Below are 26,519 nucleotides of genomic sequence, written 5' to 3'. Positions count from 1 at the left end.
TGGTATCTCCGGTTGAGTACAATTCACGGGGATATAACAACACTGCAATGTATAGCGGATATGTGCGAAAGCGGGTTTATTGCAAGCCTGTGTATGTATCCGGGACGCTGATACAGTGTGATACAAACACAGGCGCTGTCGCCTTAAAGGGAGAGGCGATAGCGGACGTAATCGTCAGCTTCGCCATATTTGTCATAGAGTTTACGCGCCGGGTTGTTTTCCCGGGTGACCCAATACAGCTTGGACCACCCTTCGCGCTTGCCTTCCTCAATCAGAGCATCAATGAGCGCCTTACCTGCGCCCGCCCCGCGTTCGTCGGCATCAACAAACAGATCTTCCAGATAACAAATGGGCGCGGTTGACCAGGTTCCTTCGTGAAGAATGCACATCGCGAAACCGATGACCTTTTGGTCCTTCTCGACCACCCGGCAGAACATCGTTGAATGCGCAGAGAGCGCCCTTTCCCATGTCGATGCGGTGACGGATTCCTCAAGGTAGCAATCATAAAAATGGGTATAGCCATCCCAAAGCGGTCGCCACCGGGAGTAATCGCCTTCGTACAGAGGTCTTACCGTGACAGCCATGTGTTCCTCACATTACAAATCGATCGCCATTTCGAAACAGCGTAAATCAACACCTGCCATACGCGAGTGATGATAGGTTTCGCGCAGCGTCACAAACCCCAGCTTATGATAAAACGGCTGGGCGTTAGGCGTTGCATCCAGCCTCAGGCGGGTTATCCCCCGGCTACGGGCCTCACTTTTGAGCGTCTCGATTATCCGGGTCGCCATGCCTTTACCGAACGCCGCGGGCAAGGTGAATATCGCCTCCAGGCAGTGGGTATCCAGATCCAGATAGCCGGTTGCCGCAATATCACCCTTTTCATCTTCCACCACATAAAAAGGGTATTCAACGATCGTCTGCCGAAAGCGTTCAGGCATGAGATCTGGCGTCCAGCGCGCAATGACGTCGGCGTCGTAGCTGGTTTTACAGCCGTGACGAATCGCCTGATTGCGAATGTTCCAGAGTATTTCGGCTTCCTGTGGCTTAGCTTTTCGTAACGTCATAACCCCTCTTTAACGGCTTTTTAGCCGCATTTCCCGTGCCAGTCTGGCAAGACGCTGAGTACGACAATAGAGCGTAAACAGCACAAAGCCGCTGCTGTTCATCACCACCCGACAAAATAACAGCGCGAAGGATGCGATGACCAGCGGCCAAAGGCCTCCGTCATGCGAAAGCAGGAAATGTAAAACCTGAACGAGGGTCGTTATCAGCAGAATGATGAACAACGCCCTAAACCCCAACAATCCCGACGTTTTCCCACGAGCCAGGAGTACGCTTATCACAATGAGCGCGCCTGTCATCGTCAATGATGGTACGAAAAAGCTCAATGCATGATGTAAAGGTGACAACCCCTGCAACGCGCTGAGAAAAGGCAGAAGGTTTAACGCAAACACCACTAAAAACAGAGGTAAAAGCACCGCTACCGGATAAGGATTTTGACGCGGAAGCTCGCTGAGTTGACGCGAAAAATACCGTTCCAGCTCGGGCGTGGAATGATTCAAGAGACGGGTATCACGATGAGTAATAGCCTCCTCTATCTCTTTGCCATGCTGCAGGAGTTCCTGGAAAACCCGTCCGGTTAAAAGAGACACAAAACTCATCAATATTTCGCCATTAAAGAAATGATGCCCATTTCTGGTAGGTAATAACCCCAGCGCGCCTCAACTGAATGTGATAGAGATGAAAATACCAGAACGCAAACAAAAGTATAACGCTTAAATATGGAGATCCGCGGATGACGATACCGACGTTCACGACAGAACGCCTACTGCTAAAACCGCTGGTTGCCGAAGATGCGGCCCAGATTCAAAAGCTGTATCCGCGCTGGGAGATTGTCCGCTATATGGTCTCTTCCGTGCCCTGGCCCTACCCGGATAACGGCGCGGAAAACTATGTCAACAACGTGGCGCTGCCGGATATGGCAAAAGGGATCGCCTGGTTCTGGAGCATCCGCCGTCGCGAGGTGCCGGATGAGTTGATGGGTATTATCTGTTTGTATGACGTCGAAGATAACAACCGTGGATTCTGGTTGGCCCCGGAGTTTCAGGGCCAGGGATACATGCGCGAGGCCAGCATTGCCGCGACGGATTACTGGTTCAATACCCTAAACAAACCCGTATTACGCGCCCCGAAAGCCGCCGCCAACAGCCGCTCCCGGCGTATTTCAGACCGTAGCGGCATGCGGCTTATCAGGACAGAAAAGAAAGCCTACGTCAGCGGCATGCTGGATTCCGAACTGTGGGAGATCACCCGCGACGAGTGGAACGCCCGTCAGGTCAGCTGATAATGCTTATCCGGCATCAGCCTTTCCGGAATGTTCTCTTCATCGTTCATCTGCAGCAGATCGCGTTCCATCATGTTGCAGATGGCGTCCAGCGGCAGATCGTTATTCTCTGTGCCGAACGGGTCTTCCAGCTCTTCCGCCAGGGTGTCCAGCGAGATAAAGGTGTAGGAGATCAGCGCCGAGACAAACGGCGTCATGTAGTGCAGATCCACAACCAGCGCGAACGGCAGCATGATGCAGAACAGATACACCGTGCGGTGCAAAATCAGCGTATACGCAAACGGCACCGGCGTTGTCGCAATGCGCTCGCACCCGGAAAGGATGATGGACATATCGTTCAGACGGTTGTTCAGACTGTGGAACAGGATGTCTGAAAGCTGCCCGTTTCGCCGCCGCACGGCCAGCCACTCCCCCATGATCAGTAAAATACGGTTCGCCGGCGAGTTGGCGCTCATCACGTGACGTAAATCATCCGGAGCAAGATAGCGAGAAAGTTGCTCGGCGTTCAGCTCCCGCCGTAGGGTCATGCGCAGGCAGTTGGCAAAAGCAATCTGCAGGCGGACAAATTCCCCCAGGTGCTTATCGTCAGGTAAAGTGTTTTTTACCTCGCGAAACAGCGAGCGCGCCGCTATCATCAGCTGCCCCCACAGCAGGCGAGCCTCAACGTAGCGTGAATAACAGGCGTTGTTTCTGAAACCCAGAAAGATAGCGATCGCTACGCCGAGAATGCTAAATGGCGCCACGGTAAATTTGATGCCCAGCGAGGTATACCACGGCAGCATCAGGATAACGGCAATAGAAAGCAGGAAGTTGAGCAGCAGTCGGGTGTAAATTTTGGGAAGTACCGAACCGTGCCAGACAAAAATCAGTTGTAGCCAGTGCTGTTTAGGACGAACAATCATAGTGAATTTCAGGAAGGAAAAGAGCGTGGCTATTAAACGTGATCTCCCTCACCGTTGCAAGCATGTTAACGGAACATTGAATTTTATGACCTGCCCGGCGATAACCGCACGGTGTTGCATGAGGTTTTAAAAAAGAGCAAATAGTATGTTGTAACTAAATTAAGATGTAATTAAACCCGGCCGAAGCCGGGTGACGTCATTAGCAAAGGGGTTTCACCGCTGCGCGCATTCCCTTCAGGAGAATGGCGTCAAGATCCAGGGTGACCTGGTCGACAAGCCCGGAGACCTGCGTGAGATCCTGTTCCCAGTGCTCGCTCACGCTCAGTACGGATTGCACCAGCTCACGGGTGCTCAACTGCTGGTCGCGATGCTGTGCCCACAGCTGCTGATAACGTTCCAGCCAGAAGGCATCATCCTGCACCGGATAGTTTTCCCCGTTACGTTCCCCGCGATAAAACGCTATCAGTGCAGCCAGAGCGAACGTCAGACGTGCAGGCAATTGTCCGCTTGCGTTCTGCCCTGCCAGCAGCTGCGGCAGGATGCGGGTGCGATATTTGGTCATGCCGTTGAGCGCAATGGAAAGCAGCTGGTGTCGGATGTAGGGATTACGAAAACGCCCTGTTACCGCACTGGCGAAAGATTCCAGCTCGTCACGCGGCAGATCGAGGACCGGAATGATCTCCTGATAAATTGCTTTTTCGACGAATGCGCAGATCTCTGCATCATTCATCGCCTCGCCCACCGTATCCAGCCCGGCCTGGAATGCCACCGGCACCAGCGCAGTGTGTGCGCCGTTCAGGATAGCGACTTTGCGCTCTTTGTAAGGCCTGATGTCGTCGACAATCAGCACATTCAACGGGTACTTATCCAGGCGGAGTTCCTGAGCAAGGGATGCCGGCCCCTGGATAACGAACAGATAGAAATGTTCAGCCGTATCCAGGAATCCATCGTGATAGCCCAGCTCAGCTTCAAGCGTGGCCGCTTCGTCGCGCGGGTAACCGGTCACGATACGGTCGACCAGCGTCGAGCAGAAGCTGTTGGCGTCGTTTAGCCACCGGATAAAGGCCGCAGGCAGCGCCCACTCCCGGGCATAGCGCAGGACAAGTTCACGCAGCGCATCACCGTTGTAGTCAATCAGTTCGCACGGAATGATGATCCAGCCTTTATCCGCTGCACCGTTGAAGTGGCTGAAGCGCTCAAACAGCAGTCGCGTCAGCTTCGCCGGGTAGCTCACCGCAGGGGCATCGTCGAATTGGTCACCCGCGTGGTAGCTGATACCCGCTTCGGTGGTGTTCGAGAAAACAAAGCGCATATCCGGATTGTGCGCCAGTTTCAGGAACGCATCATACTGGCTGTAGACGTCGATCTCCCGGTTAACCGAGCGGATAAGACGGCTCTCACTTACCGCTTCATCCTGCCCGTTCAGGCCGCGAATGATAGTGGTATAGAGACCATCCTGAGTGTTCAGCGACGGCGGGAAGTCGCTCTGAATAGGACGGACGATAACCACTCCGGCGTTAAGATCGGTATTTTCATTTAGCAGGTCAATTTGCCAGTCGACAAACGCACGCAGGAAGTTGCCTTCACCAAACTGAATAATGCGTTCCGGGTATTGAACACCGGGAAAATCACGACGGTTGAGCGTGTTCACAGGGATTCCTTTTATGATTAGTCATACAGCATGATAAGATTGGTACGATAACTTATCAAAACTTAACGACCAGATACCCTGTTTTGATCAATCCACGGCGTAGTTGTACAAAATAATCATAAGAACTTATAGAACACGGACGTGGCCGTCATGGTGCCGTCCGGCATCAGGGCATAGCGTGGGATCTCCCCTACCTTTTGCCAGCCGGCACGCTGGTAGAACGTCTCGGCGCCGCTGCCGGTGGAGGTATCGAGCACCAGAACCGAAATATCTCTGGCCCGCGCCTCCGCTTCAAGCGCTTCCATCAATGCCATCGCGGCACCTTTGCGCCGCGCTTTCTCGTGAACCAGCAGCTTCGCCACATCGGCTCGATGCGGCTGGTTTTCCGGCTGGTCGACGATCAGCTGCACCGTTCCGATGACGCCGTCCTGCGGGTCGATACTGGCCAGCACGAGGCGCTCGTTGCGCCCTACGCTTTCAGCGATGCCGCGCCAGAACGAACGAGCCTTATCCAGACTAAAGGGAAGCATAAAGCTGACGGATGCCCCGCCGTTCACACAGTTTTCGAGGATCCCGGCCAGCGCATCAAGGTGGGTGAGAATGTCGTCTCGGGTGAGGTTTTTGATTTGCAGTGAGGTATTCATTGTTTTTCCTTACGTTGAATACCGTCACTGTGCATTTAACATCTTCTTAACGCAAACGGATCGGACATACGCTTTTGTTATGTTACCGGGCGCGCTGGCGCTGCTGTTTCATGGCATACATTTTTTCATCGGCCTCTTTTAACCACTGCTGCAGGTCGTTGCCGTTATGATCGAATTCACTTAGCCCCCACGAGAAATGGAGCGACCAGGGGTGAAGCTTCCGGGCGTTATAGCTTTCGACCTGCTCGGCAAGATACTGCATGGCAATCCAGGCGCCCTGCTCATCCGTATCCGCGAACAGCACGGCGAACTCGTCCCCGCCAAAACGCACCAGCAGATCCGCTTCACGGAAAGAGGCGCGCATCAGCTGCGCCATCGCTTTCAGCGCCTTATCCCCCTCTTCATGCCCGAAGCGATCGTTAATTTCCTTAAAGCGATCCAAATCCAGCCAGCCGAGCGTCAGCGGCTCAGCGCGACGCCGGGCAACGGAAAGCGTGAACCGCACGAGCTGATTAAAGCCCCGACGGTTGAATAACCCGGTTAATTCATCCGTAGTCGCCGCGCTGATGGCAGCAAATTCATCCTCTGCCAGCGCGCCAAGATCTCCCAGCACGGCGAGGTCGGCGGCAGAAAACTCGCGGGGAGCGTAATCAATCAGGCACAGCGAGCCAACGCTTGCGCCGTCGCGCAGGCGCAGCGGGAAGCCCGCGTAAAAGCGCACGCGAGGCTCACCGGCCACCAGCGGGTTATCCGCAAAGCGATCGTCCTGCAGCATATCCCCCACCACCAGCGGCGCTTCGGTGAGGATCGTATGGCCACAAAATGAGATATTGCGCGGAACGCTGCCGGGCGCCTGGCCGTCGGCCGACTTAACGATCAGCGAATGCTCATCAATGAGATTGACCATCGCCAGCGGCACCTGGAAGAAGCGTTTTGCCAGACGCGTTAAGCGGTCAAACGCCGGGGAGCTGTCGATATCAAGCAGGCCTGATTCTCGTAGCGAGTTGAGTCTGTCTGTTTCATTTTCAGGGGTTGCAGGTGCTTTCATAATGTCTCCTGACGTAAAGCGTTACTAAAAGCGTAGCTTAAACAGAGACATTGTCAGTGTTCTGACAGCCTGTTAAGCCGCTTACTATTCACGTCAATGCCTTATGACGATTAACGCAGCTATGTTTCACTCCCGGAGGGCGCGGCAAGTTGCTCGTCCGCCACCCGGGCGCTGGTACGGTTTCGACCCGCTTTTTTTGAACGATAGAGATGATCGTCCGCTTCGGCCATGAGCTTGTTGAAGACCTCGGTCAACTGCCAGGACTCGGCCTTTCCGCTGCCGAGGCCAATGCTGACCGTCAGATAGAGCGTCTGGTGACGCCATGTAAAAGGATGGCTGGCAACGTTGGATCGGATACGTTCAGCCAGTTCAAAACCGTGCTGCGCGTCGCCTGAATTGACCACCACGGCGAACTCTTCCCCGCCCATGCGCGCCACCATGCCGTCTTCCCCGACGACCTGCTGCACCTGTCGGGCAAACGACGCCAGCACGCGGTCTCCGCACTCGTGGCCGTAGTTATCATTAATGCTTTTGAAATAATCAATATCCAGCAGCATGACGGTCAGAAAACGCGTGTGCCGGTACGTCTCTTCATGCTTTAACGCCTCATAAAGCCCGGAACGCGAGTAGACGTGCGTTAGAAAGTCATAATCCGCCCTCAGTGAAACCTGGCGGATCAGGGAATTAATCGCCGCCATGCTGACGGATACCATCACCGGGCAGATCGCCATCGTGGCGATCCCCAGCCGGGCTGAAAACATCATTGGCGTCGTAAACGGCGTCGCCACGGCAATATTAATAATCGAGTTGGCGACCAGAATAATTTCAGTGGCGCCCGTGATAAACGTCAGCAGACAGGTCGCAGGCAACGAGTAACGAACCGCACACCAGATAAGCGCGGGCAGAGGAAACGAGAGGCTCCCCGCGCCGCCAATCACCACCGACGCGATCACCGAGACGATCAGCGCAATTACCGGCAGCAGCTGCTCCAGACGTAGCCTGAGCTCACGCCCGGGCATACGTAACGTGAGCATACAGGGCACAACAAGCACGCCGGTTGAGAACTGCTCGCTAAACCAGTCGGCAAACAGCGGCCAGAAGGTATGACTGTCAATCCCGACCGACCCTACCGCGCCGAGCAAGGCGCAAAGCAGCGCGGCAATCAGACAGTAGTTAAACAGGCGTAGCGCGTTAAGCGGATCGGGGGTTTTCTTCATCAGCCGCTTGTCGCGCTGGACCAGCACGGCGACGGCGACGATAAAGATCATGTTTGACAGGTTGATCACCACGGAGGCCATACCCCAGTTGGTCGTTACCGCGTCGTACAACAGCATCGCGACATAACATACCGCGTAGTAATGCAGGCGATTCAGGTAAACATAGCGGGCGAAGATCCCTGCCATGACGCCATTCAGCGGCCAGAACAGCGACAGGGCCTCAACGAGCCGTAATTCCGCGCCCACAAAATAGAATAAGGTGGTGAGGATGAAGATCGTCGCTGCATTTCGCAGCGGCGTGTCAACCTGGAACGGCCTGAAAGCGGTAAGAGCAGAACGCATTAAATATCATTCCATATGAAAGCTTATGGCAATTATTGCGGTCGTCAGCATGATCGGGACTAACTTGGGATGCATCTATAACACAAATACCACGGGAGCATAACTCGTCAAATTTAGGCGTTCATCTGCAGCACCAGCCAGTGGTGGATGACGCTGACGATATAATTTTGTTGCGGCGCCGTGAGCGTTACGCCCTGTGGAATATTATGCCATTTTGCCAGACAGCCCCGACAACAGGTAGCGGTGGCATGCTGGGCGATAAACACCGGATGACCGCGCATGGGCGTCTGTTTACCGTCGTTGGCGGGGTGCGCGGGCGCAAGGCGCTTTTCGACAAAATCCGCGGTGTGCCGGTCAATGGTTTCGGGGCCTTTGTCCCAGCAGTACTGTCGTTCCTTATCGCCTAAGCGAAAGCGCGAGCGAAATGTCGATCGCGCCAGGCGGGAAAAGAGAGGATCCAGATCGGACATCAGTATACGGAACGTCCCAGGCGCTGGGTCAGTTTCTCCAGAACCGCCACGCCGGCAAGCGAATTTCCCGTTTCATCCAGTTCCGGGCTCCAGACGGCTATCGCCATTTCATGCGGCACAATCGCCACGACCCCGCCGCCAACGCCAGATTTAGCCGGAAGCCCAACGCGCCAGGCAAACTCACCGGCGTTTTGATACATCCCGCTGGTGGCCATCAGCGCGTTAACCTGCCGAGCCTGAAGCGGAGAAACGACCTCCTGATCGAGATGCGGCGCGTGCCCCTGGTGTGCAAGGAACAGGAACGTCTGAGCCAGCTCAACGCAGCTCATTTTCAGGGCGCAGTAATGGAAGTAGTTTTGCAGCACGGTCGCCACGTCGTTGTGGAAATTACCGAAGGATTTCATCAGCCACGCGATAGCCGCGTTACGGGCGGAATGTTCAAACTCCGAGCGTGCCACCACCGCATCATAGGCAATATCGTCAACGCCAGAGAGCTGGCGAACAATCTCCAGCATTCGCTGGCGCGGTGCGCTGAGGCGACTTTGCAGCATATCGCAGACCACCAGCGCCCCGGCATTGATAAAGGGATTTCGCGGTTTACCCTGCTCAATCTCGAGCTGAAGCAGCGAGTTAAAAGGCTGGCCGGAAGGATCTTTACCGACACGCTGCCAGATCTCTTCTTCTTCATACTGGCGCATCGCCGCAACCAGACTCAGCACTTTTGAAATGGACTGAATGGAAAAACGCTCAGTCGCATCGCCTGCCTGGTATCGCTGTCCGTCAATGGTACAGATAGCAATCCCCAGCTTATTCCCGCTCACCGAGGCAAGGGCCGGAATATAGTCGGCAACCTTCCCCTTTCCAATTAACGGACGAACCTGCGCCAGAATCTCGTCCAACATCTCATTATGGATGACCGCAGCCACACTTTGCTCCTTGCCCTCAGGCTAAAACGGGCTGCGAGTATAACAGAGGCTTATGTATTGCGTCAGGCGCTAAGACGAAAACGCGAAACGGCCTGCAATAAAAGATCGGATTGCTTTTGCAGCCGCTCAGAGGCATCCGAGGCGTCTGAGACCAGCAGGTCCGTCTGACGGGAGACCTGATTCAGCGCCTGAAGCTGGCGCGTCATCTGGTGAATACTGTCTCCCTGGCTGAGCGTGGCGGTTGAGATCTCATTAAGCAAACTGCTTAAATTGCCCACCAGACCGGTGACCTGCTGCAAATTCTCTTCCATCAGGTTAACCGCGCGGGAACCGTCTTCAATGCCCTGCAGCGAGCGGTTAATAAGTTCCTGAATGGTCTGCGTCGAGTGGCTGCTTTTTCGGGCCAAAAGCCCGACTTCCCTGGCGACGACGGCAAAGCCGCGCCCCTGGTTTCCGGCATGGGCCGCCTCGATGGCGGCATTCAGCGCCAGGATGTTGGTCTGAAACGCCACGCTGTCGATCATCGCCACGATCCCGCGCATCTCAGAAGATCGGTCGACGATCGCCTGCATGGACGCATTCACGGTCGACATCATCCGGTCGCCGCCCGCGGCCGCATGCCGCGCTTCATCGGCCCTCGAGCTGGCGAGCCTGGCATAGCCGGTATTCCCTTCCACATGGCTTTCCAGCGCCGCGATATGCGCCGTCACATCCTCAAGCTCTTTCGCCTGGCGCGCTGACTGCTGATACAGCTTCTGGTTACCCTCCGCAAGGGAGTCAATGTTCTCCACCATCGTTGCGGTGGCATGGCTGACCTGCGTCACCAGCTGCTGCAGACCGTGCTGCATCGTCGCAATACTGTCGCTAAGCTGACCTATCTCCCGGTTGAAGCGCATGACCTTCGGCGGCGTGCCGGAGAGATCCCCTGCCGCCAGCCGGTTAATATGCGCAATCAATCGACGCAGCGGCGTAATCACCCATCTGGACATGCCGAACCAGACAACAATCGCGATGGCAAGCAACAGCACCGGCGCAAACAGGAACAACGTTTGCAGGCCGGAGAGCTGCGCCATTAAGCTCTGACGTCCCTGCATGGCCTGCTTCTCGCTTGCCTGCTGATAGCGCGCATAGTTGTCGTTAAAATCAGACTGAAACGCCTGAGCCGGTACGGCAAAAAAAGCGTCGATGGTATTTGTCTTGATTAGACCGTCTGCCTGCTCTTTGATCGCGTCGTAGAAAAGCTGATAGCTGTTCACCAGGGCATCGTCTTTCGGCGGATTGAGCGCCAGCCAGGCCTTCCACGCCTGCTGAGAAACCGCCAGCGCCTTTTGCGCATCGTCCATCAGGCTGTGCCAGCTCCCGTCGGAGCCGGTCTCTTTATCCTGCATAAACCAGACGCCGGAGCGGTTAAGCAGGTCGCTTGCCGCCAGCAGGGAAACGCGGGCCAGATCCAGCTTGCTCTGCTGCTGCCAGGCCAGCAGGTTTTGCTGCTCGTTGCGCTGGGCGTCGTTCAGGGAGGCGTTAAGCAGGAATGAGGAGGAGAGCTGCAGCGCGGAGAAAAGGCCAATAATGCAAAAGATACCCGTCAGCAGGCCAAAGTGACGAGGGGTGAGACGCTGCGCAATACGGCGAAAAATTTGCGTTAGGTTCATAATTATCTTCATTAACAATGCATTAGACGCGTGCGAGTCTACGAAATGAAAATGACAGAACCATTGCAGATAAATGACAGCGGCCCTCGTGATGAGGGCCGAAATCACAGGCGGGCGATAAATTACACGCGATCCTTCCAGACCGTTTGCACGTTGCAGAACTCGTGCAGGCCAAAATGGGAAAGCTCGCGACCAAAGCCGCTTTTCTTCACGCCGCCGAAGGGCACGCGCGCGTCGCTGGCGCTAAAGCCGTTGATAAACACGCCGCCGCACTCCAGTTCGCGGGAGAATTTATCCGCCAGCGCCGCGTCAGCGGTAAAGACGGTGGCGGACAGGCCAAAGTCGCTGTCGTTGGCAAGCGTCAGGGCATGCGCCGCGTCTTTCGCAACAGTCACGGCCGCGACCGGACCAAACAGTTCCTGGCGGAACGCCGTCATCGACGGGGTAACGTTCGACAGCACGGTTGGCGCGTAGTAATTACCCTCTCCGCTGATTTTCTCTCCGCCCAGCAGCAGCGTTGCCCCTTCGGCCAGGGTGGCCTGCACCTGCTGATGCAGCTCATCGCGCAGGTCAAAACGCGCCATCGGGCCCAGATAGTTATCTTCTTCTTCCGGCGCGCCCATCTTTAACGCGGCGACGGCGTCAACGAAGCGGCGGGTAAAGGTCTCTGCGATCCCCTCCTCAACGATAAAACGTTTGGCCGCCGCGCACACCTGCCCGGTATTCTGGTAGCGACCTGCAACCGCCGCCTTCACGGCAAGATCCAGGTCGGCATCGTTAAGTACTATAAACGGGTCGGAGCCACCCAGCTCAAGAACGCATTTTTTCAGCGCGGCTCCTGCCTGCGCGCCAATGGCCGCACCGGCACGCACGCTGCCGGTGACGGTCACCGCCGCAATACGACGATCGTTAATCGCCTGGCTTACGCCGTCATTGGTGGCGTTCACCCAGCCGAATACGCCTTCAGGGAAACCGGCATCCGCAAAGATCTGTGCAATAAGATCCGCAGAACCGAGCACGTTTGGCGCATGTTTCAGCAGATAGCTGTTACCTGCCAGCAGAATGGGTACCGCGCCGCGCAGCACCTGCCAGAGCGGGAAGTTCCATGGCATTACCGCGAGAATAGGCCCCAGCGGACGGTATTCAATGACCGCGTTATGGTTTTCCACCAGCGTGGGTTCCGCACGCAGCATCGCCGGGCCGTGCTCGGCATACCAGTCGCACAGACCGGCGGATTTTGTCACTTCCGCCCGCGCCTGCAGGATGGGTTTTCCCATTTCACGGGAGATGGTCTGCGCCATCTCTTCTGCGCGGTTTCGCAGCGCTGCGCCGAGATCCCGCAGCTTCTGCGCCCGGTGGGACACGCTTTCGCGTCGCCACTGGCGATACCCCGCGTCAGACTGAGAAATCGCGCGTTCAACCTCTTCCGGCGTCGCCCAGGCGAAGGCACCGAGGGTTTCCCCCGTTGCCGGGTTAACGGACAGGGCATGTGTAGCAGATGAATATTTCATGATGTTCTCCACGCATTTCGGTTGATTGATTGTGGCTCACTCTGCTATTTCTTAAAAATGAATAATACTAACCACCTTATTCACGAAACGAGAATGCTATGGACTTAACCCAGCTTGAAATGTTTAACGCCGTCGCGCTGACGGGCAGCATCACCCAGGCGGCGCAGAAGGTGCATCGCGTGCCGTCCAACCTGACGACCCGCATCCGCCAGCTGGAAGCCGATCTTGGCGTTGAGCTGTTTATTCGTGAGAACCAGCGTTTGCGCCTATCCCCCGCCGGGCATAACTTCCTGCGCTACAGCAGGCAGATCCTCGCCCTGGTGGACGAAGCGCGCATGGTCGTCGCGGGTGATGAGCCGCAGGGGTTATTTGCCCTCGGCGCGCTGGAAAGCACCGCCGCGGTGCGCATTCCTGAAACGCTGGCGCAGTTTAACCAGCGCTATCCGCGCATCCAGTTTGCCCTTTCTACCGGGCCATCCGGGACGATGATTGATGGCGTACAGGAGGGAACGCTAAGCGCCGCCTTTGTCGACGGGCCACTGTCGCACCCGGAGCTGGAGGGCATGCCGGTCTACAGGGAAGAGATGATGCTGGTCACGCCTGCCGGGCATGCGGAGGTGACGCGCGCCACACAGGTCAGCGGCAGCGACGTTTATGCCTTTCGCGCGAACTGCTCGTACCGTCGACATCTGGAAAGCTGGTTTCATGCGGACAGAGCCACGCCCGGCCGCATTCATGAGATGGAGTCCTATCACGGCATGCTCGCCTGCGTCATTGCGGGCGCGGGTATCGCGCTGATGCCGCGCTCAATGCTGGAGAGTATGCCGGGACATCATCAGGTTGAAGCCTGGCCGCTGGCGGAAAACTGGCGCTGGCTCACGACCTGGCTGGTGTGGCGGCGCGGGGCGATGACCCGCCAGCTGGAAGCCTTTATAGCGCTGCTAAACGAACGTCTTCAACCAGCGCCTTCTCCATAAACAGGCTGAGCGGATCGTCAGCGTACGGGGCAAACGCCGGACGCAAATCGTACCCGCACTGCTCATACAGACGAACCGCGGCGCGCTGTTTGATGCCCGTCTCCAGTCGCACCGTGTGGCAGTGACGGCTCAGGGCCTCATCTTCCAGGGCGGCCAGCAGCGTCTCGCCGAGATGCTGCCCCCGATGGGCCGGATCGATATAGACCCGCTTCATCTCCCCCGTTCCGTCACCGTTGAGCACGATGGCTCCGCAGCCCACGGCGTGCAGCTGCTGGTCACGAATGACCATCAGGATCAGCGAAGCTTCCGGCAGCGCGGACAGGTCGAGAAGATGATTGCTTTCGGCGGGATAGAGCTCGCTCTGATAGCGGTCAAGCGCCGCGATCAGGTTGAGAATGTCCGGATGACGTGCAGATTCAGAGGTAATGGAATACATGGCAGGCTCCTTGCTGTTTTTATATCAACATAGCTCAGGCCTGCCGGGGTGGTTCATAGTATTAACTTATAGCGCGTCACTCAGCTAGCGCAGGAAGATTCGCCCTTTCAGATACAGTGTCGCCTGGCCGCTAATCAGCACGCGGTCGCCCTTCAGCTCGCAGCGCAGATCCCCGCCACGGTATGACACCTGGCGGGCATTGAGCGACGTTTTGCCCAGCTTTTCGCTCCAGTAAGGGATCAGCATGCTGTGGGCGGATCCGGTAACCGGATCTTCCGGCACCCCTTCGCCCGGGCAGAAGAAGCGGCTGACGAAGTCATATTCTTCTCCCGGCGCCGTCACGCAGACCATTTTATCCAGCGGAAGCATGGCCCCGATATCCGGCGTTAACGCTTCAACCTGCTGCTGGCTCTCCAGCACCACCATGTAATCGCGTCCGACGCGCACCTCTTTTGCCGCCGTGATGCCCAGCGCGCTAAACAGCACTTCAGGTGGGTTCTCGACAACCTCCGTCGACCACGCGGGGAAGTTCAGCGTCAGCCAGTCGCCGCTGCGTTTGACGGTCAGCTCGCCCACAAAGCGGGTGGTGAAGGTAATTTCGGTATGCGGATAATCAAGGTATTCGAAAATGACGTGCGATGCGGCAAGCGTAGCGTGACCGCAGAGGTTAATTTCATCCAGCGTGGTGAACCAGCGCAGCTCAAACCCGCCGTCGGTGCGTACGAAAAAGGCGGTCTCAGACTGGTTATGCTGCTGCGCCATTTTGAGCAGCGTTTCGTCCGGCAGCCACTCTTCCAGAGGACATACCGCTGCGGCGTTGCCGCCAAAGGTTTTATCGCTGAAGGCATCCACCAGATAAAAATCAATTTCCTGCATTGTCTCTTCCTCTCTTGTTATGGGTTTTTAGCGCAGAAAAACTGTGCCTTTCAGATAAAGCGTGGCCTGCCCGCTCATCAGCACGCGCGAACCTTTCAGCTCGCAGCGTACGTCGCCGCCGCGCGCTGAAACCTGACGGGCAAACATCGTCGTTTTGCCCAGCTTTTCGCTCCAGTAAGGGATCAGCATGGTGTGCGCAGAGCCGGTGACCGGGTCCTCCGGGACGGAAACGCCCGGTGAGAAAAAGCGGCTGACAAAATCATATTCCCTCTCACCGCGCGCCGTAACGCACACCTTATGCTCGCCTGGCTTCATCGCCGAGAAGCGCGGCGCAAGCGCTTCAACCTGCTGGCGATTCTCCAGAACGATCAGCCAGGCGCGCCCTTTACGGGCTTCAACGTAGCGGCTGATACCCAGCGCCGAGAGCATCTCCGGCGGGGGCGTCTCTTCATGGGTTGGACATGCCGGGAAGTCCAGCGTCATCCACTCCCCCTCCCGGCTGACCGTCAGGCGGCCAGAGGCGGTATCAAAGTGGATCCGCGAATCCGGGTAATCCAGCTCGGTAAACAGCACGTGCGCGGCCGCCAGCGTAGCGTGGCCGCAGAGATTGACTTCGGTGAGCGTGGTAAACCAGCGTAGCTCAATGCCCCCTTTACTGCAGACGAAAAAAGCGGTTTCCGACTGATTATGCTGCTGCGCCATTTTCAGCAAGGTCTCATCGGGTAACCATTCCTTGAGCGGGCAAACGGCGGCCGGATTGCCGCCAAATGAGGTATCGCTGAACGCATCTACCAGATAAAAATCAATCTCCTGCATTGTCTTACCGCCTGTTTTTATTGTGTTGTTCTTTTATATTCAATGAAAACAGCGTTCCCGGCTACCGCTTTCATAAGGTAAATATTGAGATCTGCGTCACATAATGGTTGAGTTTTCGCCGTTCAACGTTTTAAGATCGTCTCCTCTTCTTTTCAGCAACGAATCTCCGACATCCCTATGACAACGAACACAGTTTCCCGCAGGGTTGCGTGGCTACGCGTGGTCACGCTGGCCATCGCCGCGTTTATTTTTAACACCACAGAATTTGTTCCGGTTGGGCTGTTGTCTGACATCGCTGAAAGTTTCCAGATGGAAACGGCCCAGGTGGGCATTATGTTGACCATCTACGCCTGGGTAGTGGCGATGATGTCCTTGCCGTTTATGCTTTTGACCAGCCAGATGGAGCGGCGCAGGCTGCTGATCGGTCTGTTTGTGCTGTTCATCGCCAGCCATGTCCTGTCGTTTATGGCGTGGAATTTTACGGTGCTGGTCATCAGCCGAATCGGCATTGCCTTTGCCCATGCGGTGTTCTGGTCGATCACCGCGTCTCTGGCTATTCGACTCGCTCCGGCAGGGAAACGCGCCCAGGCGCTGAGCCTGATTGCCACCGGTACCGCACTGGCGATGGTGCTGGGACTGCCGATTGGCCGCATCGTAGGGCAATACTTCGGCTGGCGTACGACGTTCTTCGCCATTGGTATGGGCGCGCTGGTTACGCTGGTATGCCTGATTAAGCTGCTGCCCGCGCTGCCGAGCGAGCATTCCGGCTCGCTGAAAAGCCTGCCGCTGCTGATGCGTCGCCCGGCGCTGCTGGGTATCTACCTGCTTACCGTCATTGTGGTGACGGCCCATTACACGGCATACAGCTACATTGAACCCTTTGTGCAGGTGGTGGCGGGCTTTAGCGCCAACTTTGCCACCGTCCTGCTGTTGATCCTCGGCGGAGCGGGCATTGTTGGCAGCGTGCTGTTCGGTAAGCTGGGTAACCGGCATGCGTCGACGCTGGTGAGCTGCGCTATCGGTCTGCTGCTGGCCTGCCTGCTGCTGCTGATGCCTGCCGCAGGCAGTGAAAGCCATCTGGCGATCCTCAGCCTGTTCTGGGGCGTGGCGATCATGATTATTGGTCTGGGCATGCAGGTGAAAGTTCTGGCCCTGGCACCGGATGCAACGGACGTCGCCATGTCGCTGTTCTCAGGGATTTTCAATCTGGGGATTGGCGCGGGCGCGCTGGTGGGAAATCAGGTAATACTGCACGTATCAATGTCGGCGATTGGCTATCTCGGCGCCATTCCGGCGCTGGTGGCGCTGATCTGGTCGGTGCTCATCTTCCGTAAATGGCCGGTGGCGCTGGAGGAACAGGGTCAGCACGGGTGAGCCTTCTTGCCGGGTGGCGGCTTCGCCTTACCCGGCCTACAAAACCCGCAGGCCCGTGCAAGCGAAGCGCCGCCCGGCAATCGCATCAATGATAGGTCTTAATAATTTCCAGCACGCCGTTAATAATAAACTGCACGCCCATACAGACCAGTAAGAAGCCCATCAGACGGGAAATCGCCTCGATACCGCCCTTGCCTACCCAGCGCATAATGGCGCCAGAGCTGCGCAGCGACGCCCACACGATAACCCCGATAATCGCAAAAATCAGCGGTGGCGCAACCGTCAGCACCCAGTCCGGGAAGGTTGCGCTGTCGCGCACCGTTGACGCGGAGCTGATGATCATCGCGATCGTACCCGGCCCCGCCGTGCTCGGCATGGCAATCGGCACAAAGGCGATATTCGCACTCGGCTCGGTTTCCAGCTCTTCCGATTTGCTGGCCGCTTCCGGCGACTCATGCGCTTTTTGCGCCGGGAACAGCATGCGGAAACCGATAAAGGCCACAATCAGCCCCCCGGCGATACGCAGGCCGGGGATGGAAATCCCGAAGGTGTTCATCACCACCTGTCCGGCATAGTAAGCCACCATCATGATGGCAAACACATACACCGAGGCCATCATCGACTGATGGTTGCGTTCGGCGCTGTTCATATTCCCTGCCAGCCCGAGGAACAGCGCCACCGTCGTTAACGGGTTAGCCAACGGCAGCAAGACCACCAGCCCAAGGCTGATTGCTTTTATTAAATCCAACATAGTGCGTTGTCGTCCTTATCCATATTTAACACAGCAATTATAGGGTGAAAGTGTGACATTGAGCCATGGGCGCAACGCAACGATTATTTCTGTTCTGGAAAGATAACTCACAGTTATCTATATGATTTGAAAGACCACAAAAAAAGTTCATGAAACGTTTTAGCAATTCGTGGCATCGGCTGACTCATTCAGTTGACTTATACTTGCCTGAGCAATAATATCTGCCGTGACTAACTACTTGCCAGGGCAACCATTGTGAAAAGCACCAGTGATATCTTTAACGACGTTGTTCCGCTGGGTCGTCTTATTCATATGGTAAATCAGAAAAAAGATCGCCTGCTCAATGACTATCTGTCACCGCTGGATATCACCGCAACACAGTTCAAAGTGCTGTGTTCCATTCGCTGCGAAGTGTGTATCACACCGGTTGAGCTGAAAAAGGTGCTCTCTGTCGATCTGGGCGCGTTAACCCGCATGCTGGATCGTCTCGTCTGCAAAGGATGGATAGAACGAAGCCCTAACCCGAATGACAAACGCGGCGTACTGGTGAAGCTGACCAGCGATGGCGCGGCCATGTGCGAGCAATGTCATCAATTAGTAGGACAAACACTGCATCAGGAACTAACAAAAAACTTAACGGCAGATGAAGTGGCAACCCTTGAGCTTCTGCTCAAAAAAATACTGCCGTAAACAGAAAAAGAGGTATGACGATGTCCAGACGCAATACTGACGCTATCACCATTCATAGCATTTTGGACTGGATCGAAGATAACCTGGAATCGCCGCTCTCCCTTGAAAAAGTGTCAGAGCGTTCAGGTTACTCCAAATGGCACCTGCAACGGATGTTCAAAAAAGAGACCGGTCATTCATTAGGTCAATACATTCGCAGCCGCAAGCTGACGGAAATTGCCCAGAAACTGAAAGAAAGCAATGAGCCGATCCTTTATCTGGCGGAGCGTTACGGATTTGAATCGCAACAAACCCTGACGCGTACGTTCAAGAACTATTTTGACGTGCCGCCTCATAAGTACCGAATCACCAGCGTGCCGGGCGAATCCCGATACCTGTATCCGTTAAAACACTGTAGTTAACCATCGCCTGTAAAGACGTAACCGAGGAAATCATGAAAGTTACCGCCTCCGCCGCCCTCGCCTTGCTGGTGCTGTTCTCCAGCCAGACCTTCGCGGAGCAAACCCCTCGTGCAACGCAGCAAAATAATCCTGATACGATGATTTTGCCGTCAGCACATGACCAGTCGCCTTATGATTTCAACCATATGGGTGCTGGTAGCGACAAATCCGACGAATTGGGCGTGCCTTATTATAATCAGCACGGCCTCTGATTCGTTTTTGCCCCGCAGACGCGGGGCTTTTTTTTATGCCTTTCTTACCCGCGTCGCCCGACGCACGCGCAGGCCAAAGACGTTAATGTACAGTCCGGCCATAATCAGCACGGCGCCAATCAGCTGCAGCGCGCTCAGCGTTTCATCCAGCAAGAGTGCCGCACTGGCAAGCCCCACCACCGGCACCAGCAGGGATAACGGTGCCACGCGCCAGGTTTCATAGCGCCCCAGCAGCGATCCCCAGATCCCGTAGCCCACAATGGTGGCGACAAAGGCCAGATAGACAAGAGAAAGGATTGTGGTCAGATCGATTTCGACCAGACTATTCAGCATTACATCCGGACCATCCAGAATAAATGACGCCGCCAGAAACGGGATTATCGGGATCAGCGCGCTCCAGACAACCAGAGACATCACCGCCGGGCGCGCCTCGTGCTGCATAATCAGCTTGTTGAAAATATTCCCGCAGGCCCAGCTCAGCCCCGCCGCCAGCGTCAGCATAAAGCCGAGCAGCGCCACATCCTGGCCGTTCAGGCTGGCTTCAATGAGCACCAGCACGCCGAACACCGCCAGCGTAATGCCCGCCAGCTGTTTGCCCTGCAGGCGCTCGCCAAACACAAAGGCGCCGAGAATAATGGTAAAGAACGCCTGCGCCTGCAACACCAGCGAGGCCAGACCGGCCGGCATACCGAACTTGATGGCGCAGAAGAGAAACGCGAACTGGCCGAAGCTAATGGTCAGACCGTAGCCCAGCAGCAGCTTTAACGGGATCTTCGGACGGGCGACGAAAAAGAGCGCCGGGAACGCGACCAGCAAAAAACGCAAACCGGCCAGCATCAGCGGCGGCATATTGTGTAACCCCAGCTTGATGACCACAAAATTGAGCCCCCATACTACGACCACCAGCAACGCCAGCAGCCCGTCTTTACGCGTCATACCCTGCCCCTGAATTATTAATTATTTGTTAACACTTCAAGGTAACAGAAAAAAGCGGGCGGCGAGAAGATCATTAATTCTGGCAGTCAGGCGAAGCACTTAGGGATAAATTAGGCGCTATACAAGCCCCTTATGTCGTGATAATCCTTTTAGGACACAACATAAAAAGCATAAGCATTTGTCGGGCAGGAATATGAAACCATCTCTCAGGCGCTCAACCGCAGCGCTGCTGGCATCGTCATTGTTATTAACCATTGGTCGGGGGGCAACGCTGCCGTTTATGACCATTTATCTCACGCGCGTCTACAGCATGAGCGTCGAGAATATTGGTTATGCCCTGACGATTGCGCTGACTATCGGCGTGGTGTTCAGCCTGGGATTTGGCATTCTGGCCGATAAGTTCGATAAAAAGCGCTACATGCTGATCGCGATCGTGGCCTTTATCGCCGGATTTGTCGCAATCCCGCTGGTCGATAACGTCACGCTGGTGGTGCTGTTCTTTGCGCTGATCAACTGCGCCTATTCCGTCTTTTCAACGGTGCTGAAGGCCTGGTTCTCCGACGTGCTCACCGCAAGCCAGAAAGCGCGCGTCTTCTCGCTTAACTACAGCTTTCTGAATATTGGCTGGACGATCGGGCCGCCGATTGGCACCCTGCTGGTGATGTACAGCCTGCAGCTGCCGTTCTGGCTGGCGGCCTTCTGCGCCGCGCTGCCGCTCGGATTCATCCATTTCTTCGTGCAGAAAAGCGTTGCGCTGGATACCGCCGAGGAGAAGATGCCCTGGCAGCCGTCGGTGCTGCTGAAAGACCGAGCGCTGTTCTGGTATACGCTCTCTGGCCTGCTCGCGTCATACGTCGGCGGATCGTTCGCGACCTGCATTTCGCAATACGTTCTGGCCGCGCATGCGGACAGTAATTTCGCCGAAAAGGTGGTCGCCGTGGTATTGCCCGTCAACGCCGCCGTGGTGGTGACGCTGCAATATGCGCTGGGCCGCAAGATCTCTGCCAGCAATATTCGCCCGCTGATGACCCTCGCCACCCTGTTTTTTATCGTGGGGCTGGGTGGCTTTATGATCTCCGGGGAAAACCTGGTCTACTGGGGCATCGCTGCCGCCATCTTTACCCTGGGTGAGATTATCTATGCGCCGGGCGAATACATGCTGATCGACAACATTGCCCCGCCGGGGATGAAGGCAAGCTATTTCTCCGCGCAGGCGCTGGGCTGGCTCGGCGCGGCGGCAAACCCGATGATCACCGGTATTATCCTGACCAACCTGCCGCACTGGTCGCTATTTGTCATTATGATGGTCGCCATTGTCATTGCGTGGCTGATGATTTTGCGCGGAATGAGCGTGAAGGCGTGGTGCGAAACGCCCAACGTGGCGTAGCGCTTCCAGGCCGGGTAAGGCGTAGCCGCCACCCGGCAATAAAGCATCAGTGGTGCAACATTTCCTCCACCACCTGCTCTTTGTACATCTCATTGGGATAATAGGTCGGCCAGTTATCCATCTCTTTCAGCAGCGCCTCGTGGGAGGTGTTGCCCATGAAAATGTGAAAATGCGAAGAGGCTTTCGGTGCGATGGTGTGGTCGCTGAACTGAACAAACTTCGGTGCCTTGCTGCCGGCATCCTTACACTCAAACAGATAGCGAACGCCTTTTTTGCCCGATGCGTAGGTCAGTATTTTGTAGCCGCTGTAATCATACTGACAGCGGCTGACCGCTTTGCCCTTATGAAATTCCATCACGTTATTTTCGATGCCGATAGCATCCACGTCCGTCGCATAACCCTTGCGGTAGTACGCTTTCACCTCGTCAAAGGTTTTGCTTTTGTCTTTCTGCGCTTTCTGTTTAAACACCGGATCCAGCGAGCCGTCCAGCAGGAACGGATAGACCGACTGCCAGGTCCCGTCCCAGTCAGACAGCGATCTGTCCTTCACGTCCTTATCCTCAAACACGCCGCTCGCCGCTTTCTGTTCCGCTTCGGTCATCTGATGGCCGTGCGAGTGAGCAAACAGCTGGCCGCTGACCAGCAGCGCCCCCAGAGTCATGGCAAATTTCCCAATATGTGCAGCCAACATAACACCCTCATTCCGTTTTGTAAGAATGAGGATGTTATAATATAACATTTCATATCGCAACCAATCCGCGAACGCCCTCCTGCTCCATGTTTTCACCCCGCCCACGCTGGATTATGGTGCCGCGCGACATCAGCAGATAGCTGTCGGCCAGCTCGGCGGCAAAGTCGTAAAACTGTTCGACAAGCAGGATCGCCATGTCGCCTCTGTTCGCCAGGGTACGGATCACCTGGCCAATCTCTTTAATCACCGACGGCTGTATGCCTTCCGTCGGCTCGTCCAGAATCAGCAGCTGCGGACGGCTCGCCAGCGCGCGGCCAATCGCCAGCTGCTGCTGCTGTCCACCGGAGAGATCGCCCCCGCGCCGATGCTTCATCTCTTTGAGTACCGGGAACAGCTGCCAGATCTCGTCCGGAATCTGCTTCGCCTCGCGGGCGGAAAATCGCGACAGCCCCAGCAGGAGGTTCTCTTCCACGGTCAGGCGCGGGAAAATCTCGCGGCCCTGCGGGACGTACGCCACGCCAGACTGCACCCGCTGGTGCGGCCTGCTGTGGGTGATCTTTTTACCCTGCCAGACAATCTCCCCGGTTTTTGCCGGGATCAGCCCCATCAGACACTTCAGCAGCGTGGTTTTGCCGACGCCGTTGCGGCCCAGCAGGCAGGTGACTTCTCCGGTGACGGCCTCAAAACTCACGCCGCGCAGGATATGGCTGCCGCCGTAATACTGATTCAGTTCGTTAACCTGTAACATCATCGCTCCTTAGCGCCCCAGATAGACCTCAATCACCTGCTCGTTTGCCTGCACCTCACGAAGCGAACCTTCCGCCAGTACCCGCCCCTGGTGCAGCACCGTGACGTGGTCGGCGATGGTTTCAACAAAGCCCATATCGTGCTCCACCACCATCAGGGAGTGCTTACCCGCCAGCGTTTTGAACAGCTCGGCAGTGTATTCCGTTTCCGCGTCAGTCATCCCGGCGGCCGGTTCATCCAGCAGCAGCAGGTGCGGGTCCTGTACCAGAAGCATACCGATTTCCAGAAACTGTTTTTGCCCGTGCGAAAGCAGCCCGGCGCGGCGGTCACGTTCGCTGCTAAGGCGCAGCAAAACCAGCATCTCATCAATGCGGTCGCGCTGTTCACCGTTGAGCGTTGCCCGCAGGCTCGCCCAGACGGATTTATCGGTTTTCATGGCGATCTCCAGGTTTTCCCACACCGTCAGCGCTTCAAAAACGGTGGGTTTCTGGAATTTACGCCCAATCCCCTGGCGGGCAATGGCCGCAGGCTCCAGCGCGGTCAGGTCGATGGACTGATCGTAAATCGCCCTGCCGCTCTTTGGCCGCGTTTTGCCGGTGATGACGTCCATCAGCGTGGTTTTACCGGCGCCGTTAGGGCCAATCACGCAGCGCAGCTCGCCCACGCCGATATTCAGCGAGAGATCGGTCAGGGCCTGAAAACCATCAAAATTGACGTTAATGGCCTCAAGCTGAAGCACCGGGTCGGTCTGTTCACGGTAACGATCGCCCGGCAACTGGCGGGTAAATAACCCTTCGGCTGGCTGCATTATTTCTCTCCCTTTCGAAACAGACCGTAGACGCCGCGCGGTAAAAACAGCGTGACGGCGATGAAAATCAGCCCCAGGAACAGCTGCCAGTATTCGGGCATCGCGACGGTGAAGAAGCTCTTGGCACCGTTTACCAGCGCCGCGCCAATCACCGGCCCGACCAGCGTGCCGCGCCCGCCCAGCGCCACCCAGATGGCCGCTTCAATCGAGTTGGTCGGCGACATTTCACCGGGGTTGATAATGCCCACCTGCGGGACGTACAGCGCCCCCGCCAGGCCGCACAGCACGGCAGAAAGCGTCCATACCAGCAGCTTGAACCCGCGCGGATCGTAGCCGCAAAACGTCAGGCGGTTTTCGGCGTCGCGAACGGCGGTCAGGATGCGGCCAAACTTGCTCTTCGCCAGGGCAAATCCGGTGCCCAACGCCAGAATCAGCAACAGCACGGTCGCCAGAAACAGCGCGATACGGGTGGTCGTTTCCGTCACCGAAAACCCGAGCAGCGTGGTGAAGCCGGTAAAGCCGTTATTGCCGCCAAAGCCGGTTTCATTGCGAAAGAACAGCAGCATCCCGGCATAGGTCAGCGCCTGGGTCATAATCGAGAAATAGACTCCTTTGATCTTTGAGCGAAAGGCGAACCAGCCGAACACCAGAGCCAGCAGGCCCGGCACCATCACAATCAGCACCAGCGCCCAGGCAAAATGCTGGGTTCCCCACCAGAACCACGGCAGCTCGCTCCAGGAGAGAAACGACATAAACGCGGGAAGACCGTCACCCGCGGACTGGCGCATCAGGTACATGCCCATCGCGTAGCCGCCCAGGGCGAAGAAGATGCCGTGCCCAAGAGAGAGCATCCCGGCGTAGCCCCACACCAGATCCAGCGCCACCGCAACGATGGCATAGCAGAGGATCTTGCCAATCAGCGTCAGCATCCAGGTCGACAGCGCCAGCGGATGCGTCGCAGGCAGTAAGGCGAAAAACGGTAAGATCAGCAGACACACCACCAGCAGGCTGCCTGCAAGTTGCGTTGTGCGCGGCGCTTTGCGCGCCAGCGTTAAGGTCAGCGGCTGGCTCATCAGTCAATCACCCTCCCTTTCAGCGCAAACAGCCCCTGAGGGCGTTTCTGAATAAACAGCACGATCGCCACCAGAATCACGATCTTGCCCAGCACCGCCCCCATCTGCGGTTCAAGAATTTTATTGAAAATACCCAGACCAAACGCCGCGGCCACGCTGCCTGCCAGCTGGCCTACGCCACCCAGCACGACCACGAGGAAGGAATCAATAATGTAGCCCTGGCCCAGCTCCGGCCCGACGTTACCGAGCTGCGATAGCGCCACGCCGCCTAACCCGGCAATTCCTGAGCCAAGCCCAAACGCCAGCATATCGACGCGGCCTGTCGGTACCCCGCAGCAGGCGGCCATGCTGCGGTTCTGCGTCACCGCGCGTACGTTCAGCCCCAGACGGGTTTTATTCAGAATGAGCCAGCTAAAGAACAGCACCAGCAGCACGAAGCCCAGCACCACGATGCGGTTCCACGGCAGCGTCAGGTTGGCAAAGATCTGCACCCCGCCGGAAAGCCATGCCGGGTTGGCCACCTCCAGATTCTGGGCGCCAAACGTCATGCGCACCAGCTGGATGAGCATCAGGCTGATCCCCCACGTTGCCAGCAGCGTTTCCAGCGGGCGACCGTACAGATGGCGGATCACGGTGCGCTCCAGCACCATCCCGATACCCGCCGTCAGGCAGAACGCAACCGGCAGCGCGATAACGGGATAGAGCGCCAGCCACTGGGGCGCAAGCCCGGCCATCGCCTGCTGCACCATCCACGTGGCATACGCGCCCAGCATCAGCATCTCACCGTGCGCCATATTAATGACGCCCAGCAGGCCGTAGGTGATGGCAAGCCCCAGCGCCGCCAGCAGCAGCACCGACCCCAGCGACAGCCCCATAAACGCCTGGCCCAGCAGATCGCCCCACATCAGCCGATGCTGGATCTGGCTAAGGCTCTCCTGCGCGGCGGCGCGAACCCCGGCATCAGGCTCTGTCTGTGCCTGGGTAAACGGGGCAAGTCTGGACTCCACGTCCGGATCGTCAGACCGCCCTAATAATTCGACAGCCTTGCGGCGCACCTCTGCCTGCGGGCTGGCTAGCTGGAGATTCGCCACCGCCAGTAAAAGCACCTGACGTGCCACCGCGTCCGTTTCATCGTTTACCCGCTTTTCCAGAAAAGCGAGCATCCCCGGCTGGGCATCCCGCTGAAGCTGACGTGCCGCTGCCCGCCTTTCTGTGACGCTGTCACTCACCAGCTGATGCGTAGCGATGGCCGTGGCGGCCAGCACGCGCAGCCGGTTGGTCAGACGAACGGCTTTGGCTGCCCCTTCGGTCGACTTAGCGTCACCGAGCGAGACCATTTGACCGTTGCGCTGCGCAAAGGCGTGCTTTTGGCTGTCGGTATAGAGATTTTCTTTTTGCAGTGCCTGCAGCAGCGGCAGCCTCGAGGCGTCCGGCGCGGCGGCCCACTGCGAAAGCAACTCCGCCTGCTGGCTGCGGCTGGCGGCAACAAAACGATCGGCATCCGATGCCTGCGCCATCCCTGGCAGCAGTCCGGAAAGCCATACAAGAGCGATGAACATGCGCATGGCGTTCATGACGTTTCTCCCTGGTGATGG

At 56.7% G+C, this 26,519-nt stretch carries 29 protein-coding genes; 7 read left to right on the top strand and 22 right to left on the bottom strand.

From position 1 onward, the window contains the following. Positions 1 to 143: 143 nt before the first annotated feature. From DFO52_RS01510 to DFO52_RS01500, 3 genes are read right to left on the bottom strand one after another with little or no spacing between them, the layout of a single operon-like run. On the bottom strand, positions 144 to 584 hold the full coding sequence (locus DFO52_RS01510; RefSeq protein WP_133548976.1) for a GNAT family N-acetyltransferase: 441 nt from the start codon (positions 582 to 584) through the stop codon (positions 144 to 146). A gap of 12 nt (positions 585 to 596) precedes the next feature. Further along, positions 597 to 1,067 carry a GNAT family N-acetyltransferase gene (locus DFO52_RS01505; RefSeq protein WP_133548974.1) on the bottom strand — a complete coding sequence of 157 codons (471 nt, stop codon included), beginning with the start codon at positions 1,065 to 1,067 and terminating at the stop codon, positions 597 to 599. A 9-nt stretch (positions 1,068 to 1,076) separates the two neighbouring features. Beyond that, a complete protein-coding gene (locus tag DFO52_RS01500; protein WP_133548972.1) occupies positions 1,077 to 1,664 on the bottom strand; it encodes a hypothetical protein in 588 nt (195 codons plus the stop codon). Between the two features lie 134 nt (positions 1,665 to 1,798). Here DFO52_RS01500 and DFO52_RS01495 point away from each other — a divergent pair, with 134 nt between their 5' ends. Then, positions 1,799 to 2,347: a GNAT family N-acetyltransferase gene (locus DFO52_RS01495; RefSeq protein WP_133548970.1), complete on the top strand. Its 549-nt coding sequence runs from the start codon at positions 1,799 to 1,801 to the stop codon at positions 2,345 to 2,347. On the opposite strand, the gene DFO52_RS01490 is transcribed toward DFO52_RS01495, so the two are convergent. The 9 genes from DFO52_RS01490 to sad form a co-directional block, all read right to left on the bottom strand. Next, entirely contained in the window at positions 2,335 to 3,249 is a 915-nt protein-coding gene (locus tag DFO52_RS01490) for a bestrophin family protein (RefSeq protein WP_133548968.1), read from the bottom strand. The genes DFO52_RS01495 and DFO52_RS01490 overlap by 13 nt on opposite strands. Positions 3,250 to 3,448: 199 nt before the next feature. Then, on the bottom strand, positions 3,449 to 4,900 hold the full coding sequence (locus tag DFO52_RS01485; RefSeq protein ID WP_133548966.1) for a tagaturonate reductase: 1,452 nt from the start codon (positions 4,898 to 4,900) through the stop codon (positions 3,449 to 3,451). Between the two features lie 116 nt (positions 4,901 to 5,016). Further along, a complete protein-coding gene (locus tag DFO52_RS01480) occupies positions 5,017 to 5,544 on the bottom strand; it encodes a GNAT family N-acetyltransferase (RefSeq protein ID WP_133548964.1) in 528 nt (175 codons plus the stop codon). Between the two features lie 82 nt (positions 5,545 to 5,626). Next, complete coding sequence (locus DFO52_RS01475) at positions 5,627 to 6,592, bottom strand: sensor domain-containing diguanylate cyclase (protein WP_047647722.1); 966 nt, start codon at positions 6,590 to 6,592, stop codon at positions 5,627 to 5,629. Positions 6,593 to 6,711: 119 nt separating this feature from the next. Then, positions 6,712 to 8,151 carry a GGDEF domain-containing protein gene (locus tag DFO52_RS01470; RefSeq protein ID WP_133548962.1) on the bottom strand — a complete coding sequence of 480 codons (1,440 nt, stop codon included), beginning with the start codon at positions 8,149 to 8,151 and terminating at the stop codon, positions 6,712 to 6,714. Between the two features lie 113 nt (positions 8,152 to 8,264). Then, entirely contained in the window at positions 8,265 to 8,621 is a 357-nt protein-coding gene (locus tag DFO52_RS01465; protein ID WP_133548960.1) for a DUF4186 domain-containing protein, read from the bottom strand. Beyond that, positions 8,621 to 9,547: a glutaminase B gene (gene glsB, locus DFO52_RS01460; protein ID WP_023311792.1), complete on the bottom strand. Its 927-nt coding sequence runs from the start codon at positions 9,545 to 9,547 to the stop codon at positions 8,621 to 8,623. The genes DFO52_RS01465 and glsB overlap by 1 nt, the downstream gene beginning before the upstream one ends. Before the next feature lie 62 nt (positions 9,548 to 9,609). Then, positions 9,610 to 11,199 carry a methyl-accepting chemotaxis protein gene (locus tag DFO52_RS01455; RefSeq protein WP_133548958.1) on the bottom strand — a complete coding sequence of 530 codons (1,590 nt, stop codon included), beginning with the start codon at positions 11,197 to 11,199 and terminating at the stop codon, positions 9,610 to 9,612. A 122-nt stretch (positions 11,200 to 11,321) separates the two neighbouring features. After that, positions 11,322 to 12,710 carry a succinate-semialdehyde dehydrogenase gene (sad, locus tag DFO52_RS01450; protein WP_133548956.1) on the bottom strand — a complete coding sequence of 463 codons (1,389 nt, stop codon included), beginning with the start codon at positions 12,708 to 12,710 and terminating at the stop codon, positions 11,322 to 11,324. Positions 12,711 to 12,808: 98 nt separating this feature from the next. Between sad and DFO52_RS01445 the strand changes: the two genes are divergently transcribed. Further along, positions 12,809 to 13,687 carry a LysR family transcriptional regulator gene (locus DFO52_RS01445; RefSeq protein WP_029741251.1) on the top strand — a complete coding sequence of 293 codons (879 nt, stop codon included), beginning with the start codon at positions 12,809 to 12,811 and terminating at the stop codon, positions 13,685 to 13,687. Here DFO52_RS01445 and DFO52_RS01440 read toward each other — a convergent pair. The 3 genes from DFO52_RS01440 to DFO52_RS01430 form a co-directional block, all read right to left on the bottom strand. Beyond that, positions 13,641 to 14,123 (bottom strand): GNAT family N-acetyltransferase, encoded by a 483-nt coding sequence (locus DFO52_RS01440; protein ID WP_029741250.1) that lies wholly within the window; start codon positions 14,121 to 14,123, stop codon positions 13,641 to 13,643. The genes DFO52_RS01445 and DFO52_RS01440 overlap by 47 nt on opposite strands. Before the next feature lie 84 nt (positions 14,124 to 14,207). Next, positions 14,208 to 14,999, bottom strand: a complete 792-nt coding sequence (locus DFO52_RS01435; RefSeq protein WP_133548954.1) for a PhzF family phenazine biosynthesis protein — start codon at positions 14,997 to 14,999, stop codon at positions 14,208 to 14,210. Between the two features lie 27 nt (positions 15,000 to 15,026). Then, the gene (locus DFO52_RS01430) at positions 15,027 to 15,815 is read right to left on the bottom strand and encodes a PhzF family phenazine biosynthesis protein (protein ID WP_133548952.1); all 789 of its coding nucleotides are present in this window, start codon (positions 15,813 to 15,815) and stop codon (positions 15,027 to 15,029) included. Positions 15,816 to 15,992: 177 nt separating this feature from the next. Between DFO52_RS01430 and DFO52_RS01425 the strand changes: the two genes are divergently transcribed. After that, positions 15,993 to 17,189 (top strand): sugar transporter, encoded by a 1,197-nt coding sequence (locus DFO52_RS01425; protein WP_133548950.1) that lies wholly within the window; start codon positions 15,993 to 15,995, stop codon positions 17,187 to 17,189. An 85-nt stretch (positions 17,190 to 17,274) separates the two neighbouring features. Here DFO52_RS01425 and DFO52_RS01420 read toward each other — a convergent pair whose 3' ends face one another. Further along, positions 17,275 to 17,940 carry a MarC family NAAT transporter gene (locus DFO52_RS01420; RefSeq protein WP_023311775.1) on the bottom strand — a complete coding sequence of 222 codons (666 nt, stop codon included), beginning with the start codon at positions 17,938 to 17,940 and terminating at the stop codon, positions 17,275 to 17,277. Between the two features lie 255 nt (positions 17,941 to 18,195). On the opposite strand from DFO52_RS01420, the gene marR reads away from it, so the two are divergent. The 3 genes from marR to marB are packed head-to-tail and all read left to right on the top strand — an operon-like array spanning position 18,196 to position 19,282. Beyond that, entirely contained in the window at positions 18,196 to 18,630 is a 435-nt protein-coding gene (gene marR / locus DFO52_RS01415; RefSeq protein ID WP_008502236.1) for a multiple antibiotic resistance transcriptional regulator MarR, read from the top strand. A gap of 20 nt (positions 18,631 to 18,650) precedes the next feature. Next, a complete protein-coding gene (gene marA, locus DFO52_RS01410) occupies positions 18,651 to 19,031 on the top strand; it encodes an MDR efflux pump AcrAB transcriptional activator MarA (RefSeq protein WP_008502237.1) in 381 nt (126 codons plus the stop codon). Positions 19,032 to 19,063: 32 nt separating this feature from the next. After that, complete coding sequence (gene marB / locus DFO52_RS01405; RefSeq protein ID WP_029741246.1) at positions 19,064 to 19,282, top strand: multiple antibiotic resistance protein MarB; 219 nt, start codon at positions 19,064 to 19,066, stop codon at positions 19,280 to 19,282. 33 nt (positions 19,283 to 19,315) lie between these two features. Here the strand turns inward: marB and eamA are convergent, their stop codons facing one another. After that, positions 19,316 to 20,218 (bottom strand): O-acetylserine/cysteine exporter, encoded by a 903-nt coding sequence (gene eamA / locus DFO52_RS01400; protein WP_133548948.1) that lies wholly within the window; start codon positions 20,216 to 20,218, stop codon positions 19,316 to 19,318. 193 nt (positions 20,219 to 20,411) lie between these two features. On the opposite strand from eamA, the gene ydeE reads away from it, so the two are divergent. Continuing rightward, positions 20,412 to 21,605 (top strand): efflux MFS transporter YdeE, encoded by a 1,194-nt coding sequence (ydeE, locus tag DFO52_RS01395; protein WP_133548946.1) that lies wholly within the window; start codon positions 20,412 to 20,414, stop codon positions 21,603 to 21,605. A 46-nt stretch (positions 21,606 to 21,651) separates the two neighbouring features. Here ydeE and zinT read toward each other — a convergent pair whose 3' ends face one another. From zinT to urtB, 5 genes are read right to left on the bottom strand one after another with little or no spacing between them, the layout of a single operon-like run. Next, on the bottom strand, positions 21,652 to 22,293 hold the full coding sequence (zinT, locus tag DFO52_RS01390; protein ID WP_029741243.1) for a metal-binding protein ZinT: 642 nt from the start codon (positions 22,291 to 22,293) through the stop codon (positions 21,652 to 21,654). A gap of 52 nt (positions 22,294 to 22,345) precedes the next feature. Then, on the bottom strand, positions 22,346 to 23,044 hold the full coding sequence (gene urtE, locus DFO52_RS01385) for an urea ABC transporter ATP-binding subunit UrtE (protein WP_133549832.1): 699 nt from the start codon (positions 23,042 to 23,044) through the stop codon (positions 22,346 to 22,348). A gap of 9 nt (positions 23,045 to 23,053) precedes the next feature. After that, the gene (gene urtD / locus DFO52_RS01380; RefSeq protein ID WP_133548944.1) at positions 23,054 to 23,851 is read right to left on the bottom strand and encodes an urea ABC transporter ATP-binding protein UrtD; all 798 of its coding nucleotides are present in this window, start codon (positions 23,849 to 23,851) and stop codon (positions 23,054 to 23,056) included. Continuing rightward, positions 23,851 to 24,924 carry an urea ABC transporter permease subunit UrtC gene (gene urtC, locus DFO52_RS01375; protein WP_133548942.1) on the bottom strand — a complete coding sequence of 358 codons (1,074 nt, stop codon included), beginning with the start codon at positions 24,922 to 24,924 and terminating at the stop codon, positions 23,851 to 23,853. Before urtC ends, urtD begins: the two co-directional genes overlap by 1 nt. Continuing rightward, complete coding sequence (urtB, locus tag DFO52_RS01370) at positions 24,924 to 26,498, bottom strand: urea ABC transporter permease subunit UrtB (protein WP_133548940.1); 1,575 nt, start codon at positions 26,496 to 26,498, stop codon at positions 24,924 to 24,926. Before urtB ends, urtC begins: the two co-directional genes overlap by 1 nt. Between the last annotated feature and the right edge of the window lie 21 nt (positions 26,499 to 26,519).

Source organism: Enterobacter sp. AG326 (assembly GCF_004362415.1).
GTDB classification, from domain to species: domain Bacteria; phylum Pseudomonadota; class Gammaproteobacteria; order Enterobacterales; family Enterobacteriaceae; genus Enterobacter; species Enterobacter asburiae.
Note: the sequence above shows the minus strand (reverse complement) of the source record. Positions and strands in the feature narration are given on the sequence as shown.

Coding starts and splice junctions, on each gene's coding strand:
- DFO52_RS01510 (WP_133548976.1), bottom strand. CDS start 584: ATGGCTGTCACGGTAAGACCTCTGTACGAAGGCGATTACTCCCGGTGG.
- DFO52_RS01505 (WP_133548974.1), bottom strand. CDS start 1,067: ATGACGTTACGAAAAGCTAAGCCACAGGAAGCCGAAATACTCTGGAAC.
- DFO52_RS01500 (WP_133548972.1), bottom strand. CDS start 1,664: ATGAGTTTTGTGTCTCTTTTAACCGGACGGGTTTTCCAGGAACTCCTG.
- DFO52_RS01495 (WP_133548970.1), top strand. CDS start 1,799: ATGACGATACCGACGTTCACGACAGAACGCCTACTGCTAAAACCGCTG.
- DFO52_RS01490 (WP_133548968.1), bottom strand. CDS start 3,249: ATGATTGTTCGTCCTAAACAGCACTGGCTACAACTGATTTTTGTCTGG.
- DFO52_RS01480 (WP_133548964.1), bottom strand. CDS start 5,544: ATGAATACCTCACTGCAAATCAAAAACCTCACCCGAGACGACATTCTC.
- DFO52_RS01475 (WP_047647722.1), bottom strand. CDS start 6,592: ATGAAAGCACCTGCAACCCCTGAAAATGAAACAGACAGACTCAACTCG.
- DFO52_RS01470 (WP_133548962.1), bottom strand. CDS start 8,151: ATGCGTTCTGCTCTTACCGCTTTCAGGCCGTTCCAGGTTGACACGCCG.
- DFO52_RS01465 (WP_133548960.1), bottom strand. CDS start 8,621: ATGTCCGATCTGGATCCTCTCTTTTCCCGCCTGGCGCGATCGACATTT.
- DFO52_RS01455 (WP_133548958.1), bottom strand. CDS start 11,199: ATGAACCTAACGCAAATTTTTCGCCGTATTGCGCAGCGTCTCACCCCT.
- sad (WP_133548956.1), bottom strand. CDS start 12,710: ATGAAATATTCATCTGCTACACATGCCCTGTCCGTTAACCCGGCAACG.
- DFO52_RS01445 (WP_029741251.1), top strand. CDS start 12,809: ATGGACTTAACCCAGCTTGAAATGTTTAACGCCGTCGCGCTGACGGGC.
- DFO52_RS01440 (WP_029741250.1), bottom strand. CDS start 14,123: ATGTATTCCATTACCTCTGAATCTGCACGTCATCCGGACATTCTCAAC.
- DFO52_RS01435 (WP_133548954.1), bottom strand. CDS start 14,999: ATGCAGGAAATTGATTTTTATCTGGTGGATGCCTTCAGCGATAAAACC.
- DFO52_RS01430 (WP_133548952.1), bottom strand. CDS start 15,815: ATGCAGGAGATTGATTTTTATCTGGTAGATGCGTTCAGCGATACCTCA.
- DFO52_RS01425 (WP_133548950.1), top strand. CDS start 15,993: ATGACAACGAACACAGTTTCCCGCAGGGTTGCGTGGCTACGCGTGGTC.
- DFO52_RS01420 (WP_023311775.1), bottom strand. CDS start 17,940: ATGTTGGATTTAATAAAAGCAATCAGCCTTGGGCTGGTGGTCTTGCTG.
- marA (WP_008502237.1), top strand. CDS start 18,651: ATGTCCAGACGCAATACTGACGCTATCACCATTCATAGCATTTTGGAC.
- marB (WP_029741246.1), top strand. CDS start 19,064: ATGAAAGTTACCGCCTCCGCCGCCCTCGCCTTGCTGGTGCTGTTCTCC.
- eamA (WP_133548948.1), bottom strand. CDS start 20,218: ATGACGCGTAAAGACGGGCTGCTGGCGTTGCTGGTGGTCGTAGTATGG.
- ydeE (WP_133548946.1), top strand. CDS start 20,412: ATGAAACCATCTCTCAGGCGCTCAACCGCAGCGCTGCTGGCATCGTCA.
- urtE (WP_133549832.1), bottom strand. CDS start 23,044: ATGTTACAGGTTAACGAACTGAATCAGTATTACGGCGGCAGCCATATC.
- urtD (WP_133548944.1), bottom strand. CDS start 23,851: ATGCAGCCAGCCGAAGGGTTATTTACCCGCCAGTTGCCGGGCGATCGT.
- urtC (WP_133548942.1), bottom strand. CDS start 24,924: ATGAGCCAGCCGCTGACCTTAACGCTGGCGCGCAAAGCGCCGCGCACA.
- urtB (WP_133548940.1), bottom strand. CDS start 26,498: ATGAACGCCATGCGCATGTTCATCGCTCTTGTATGGCTTTCCGGACTG.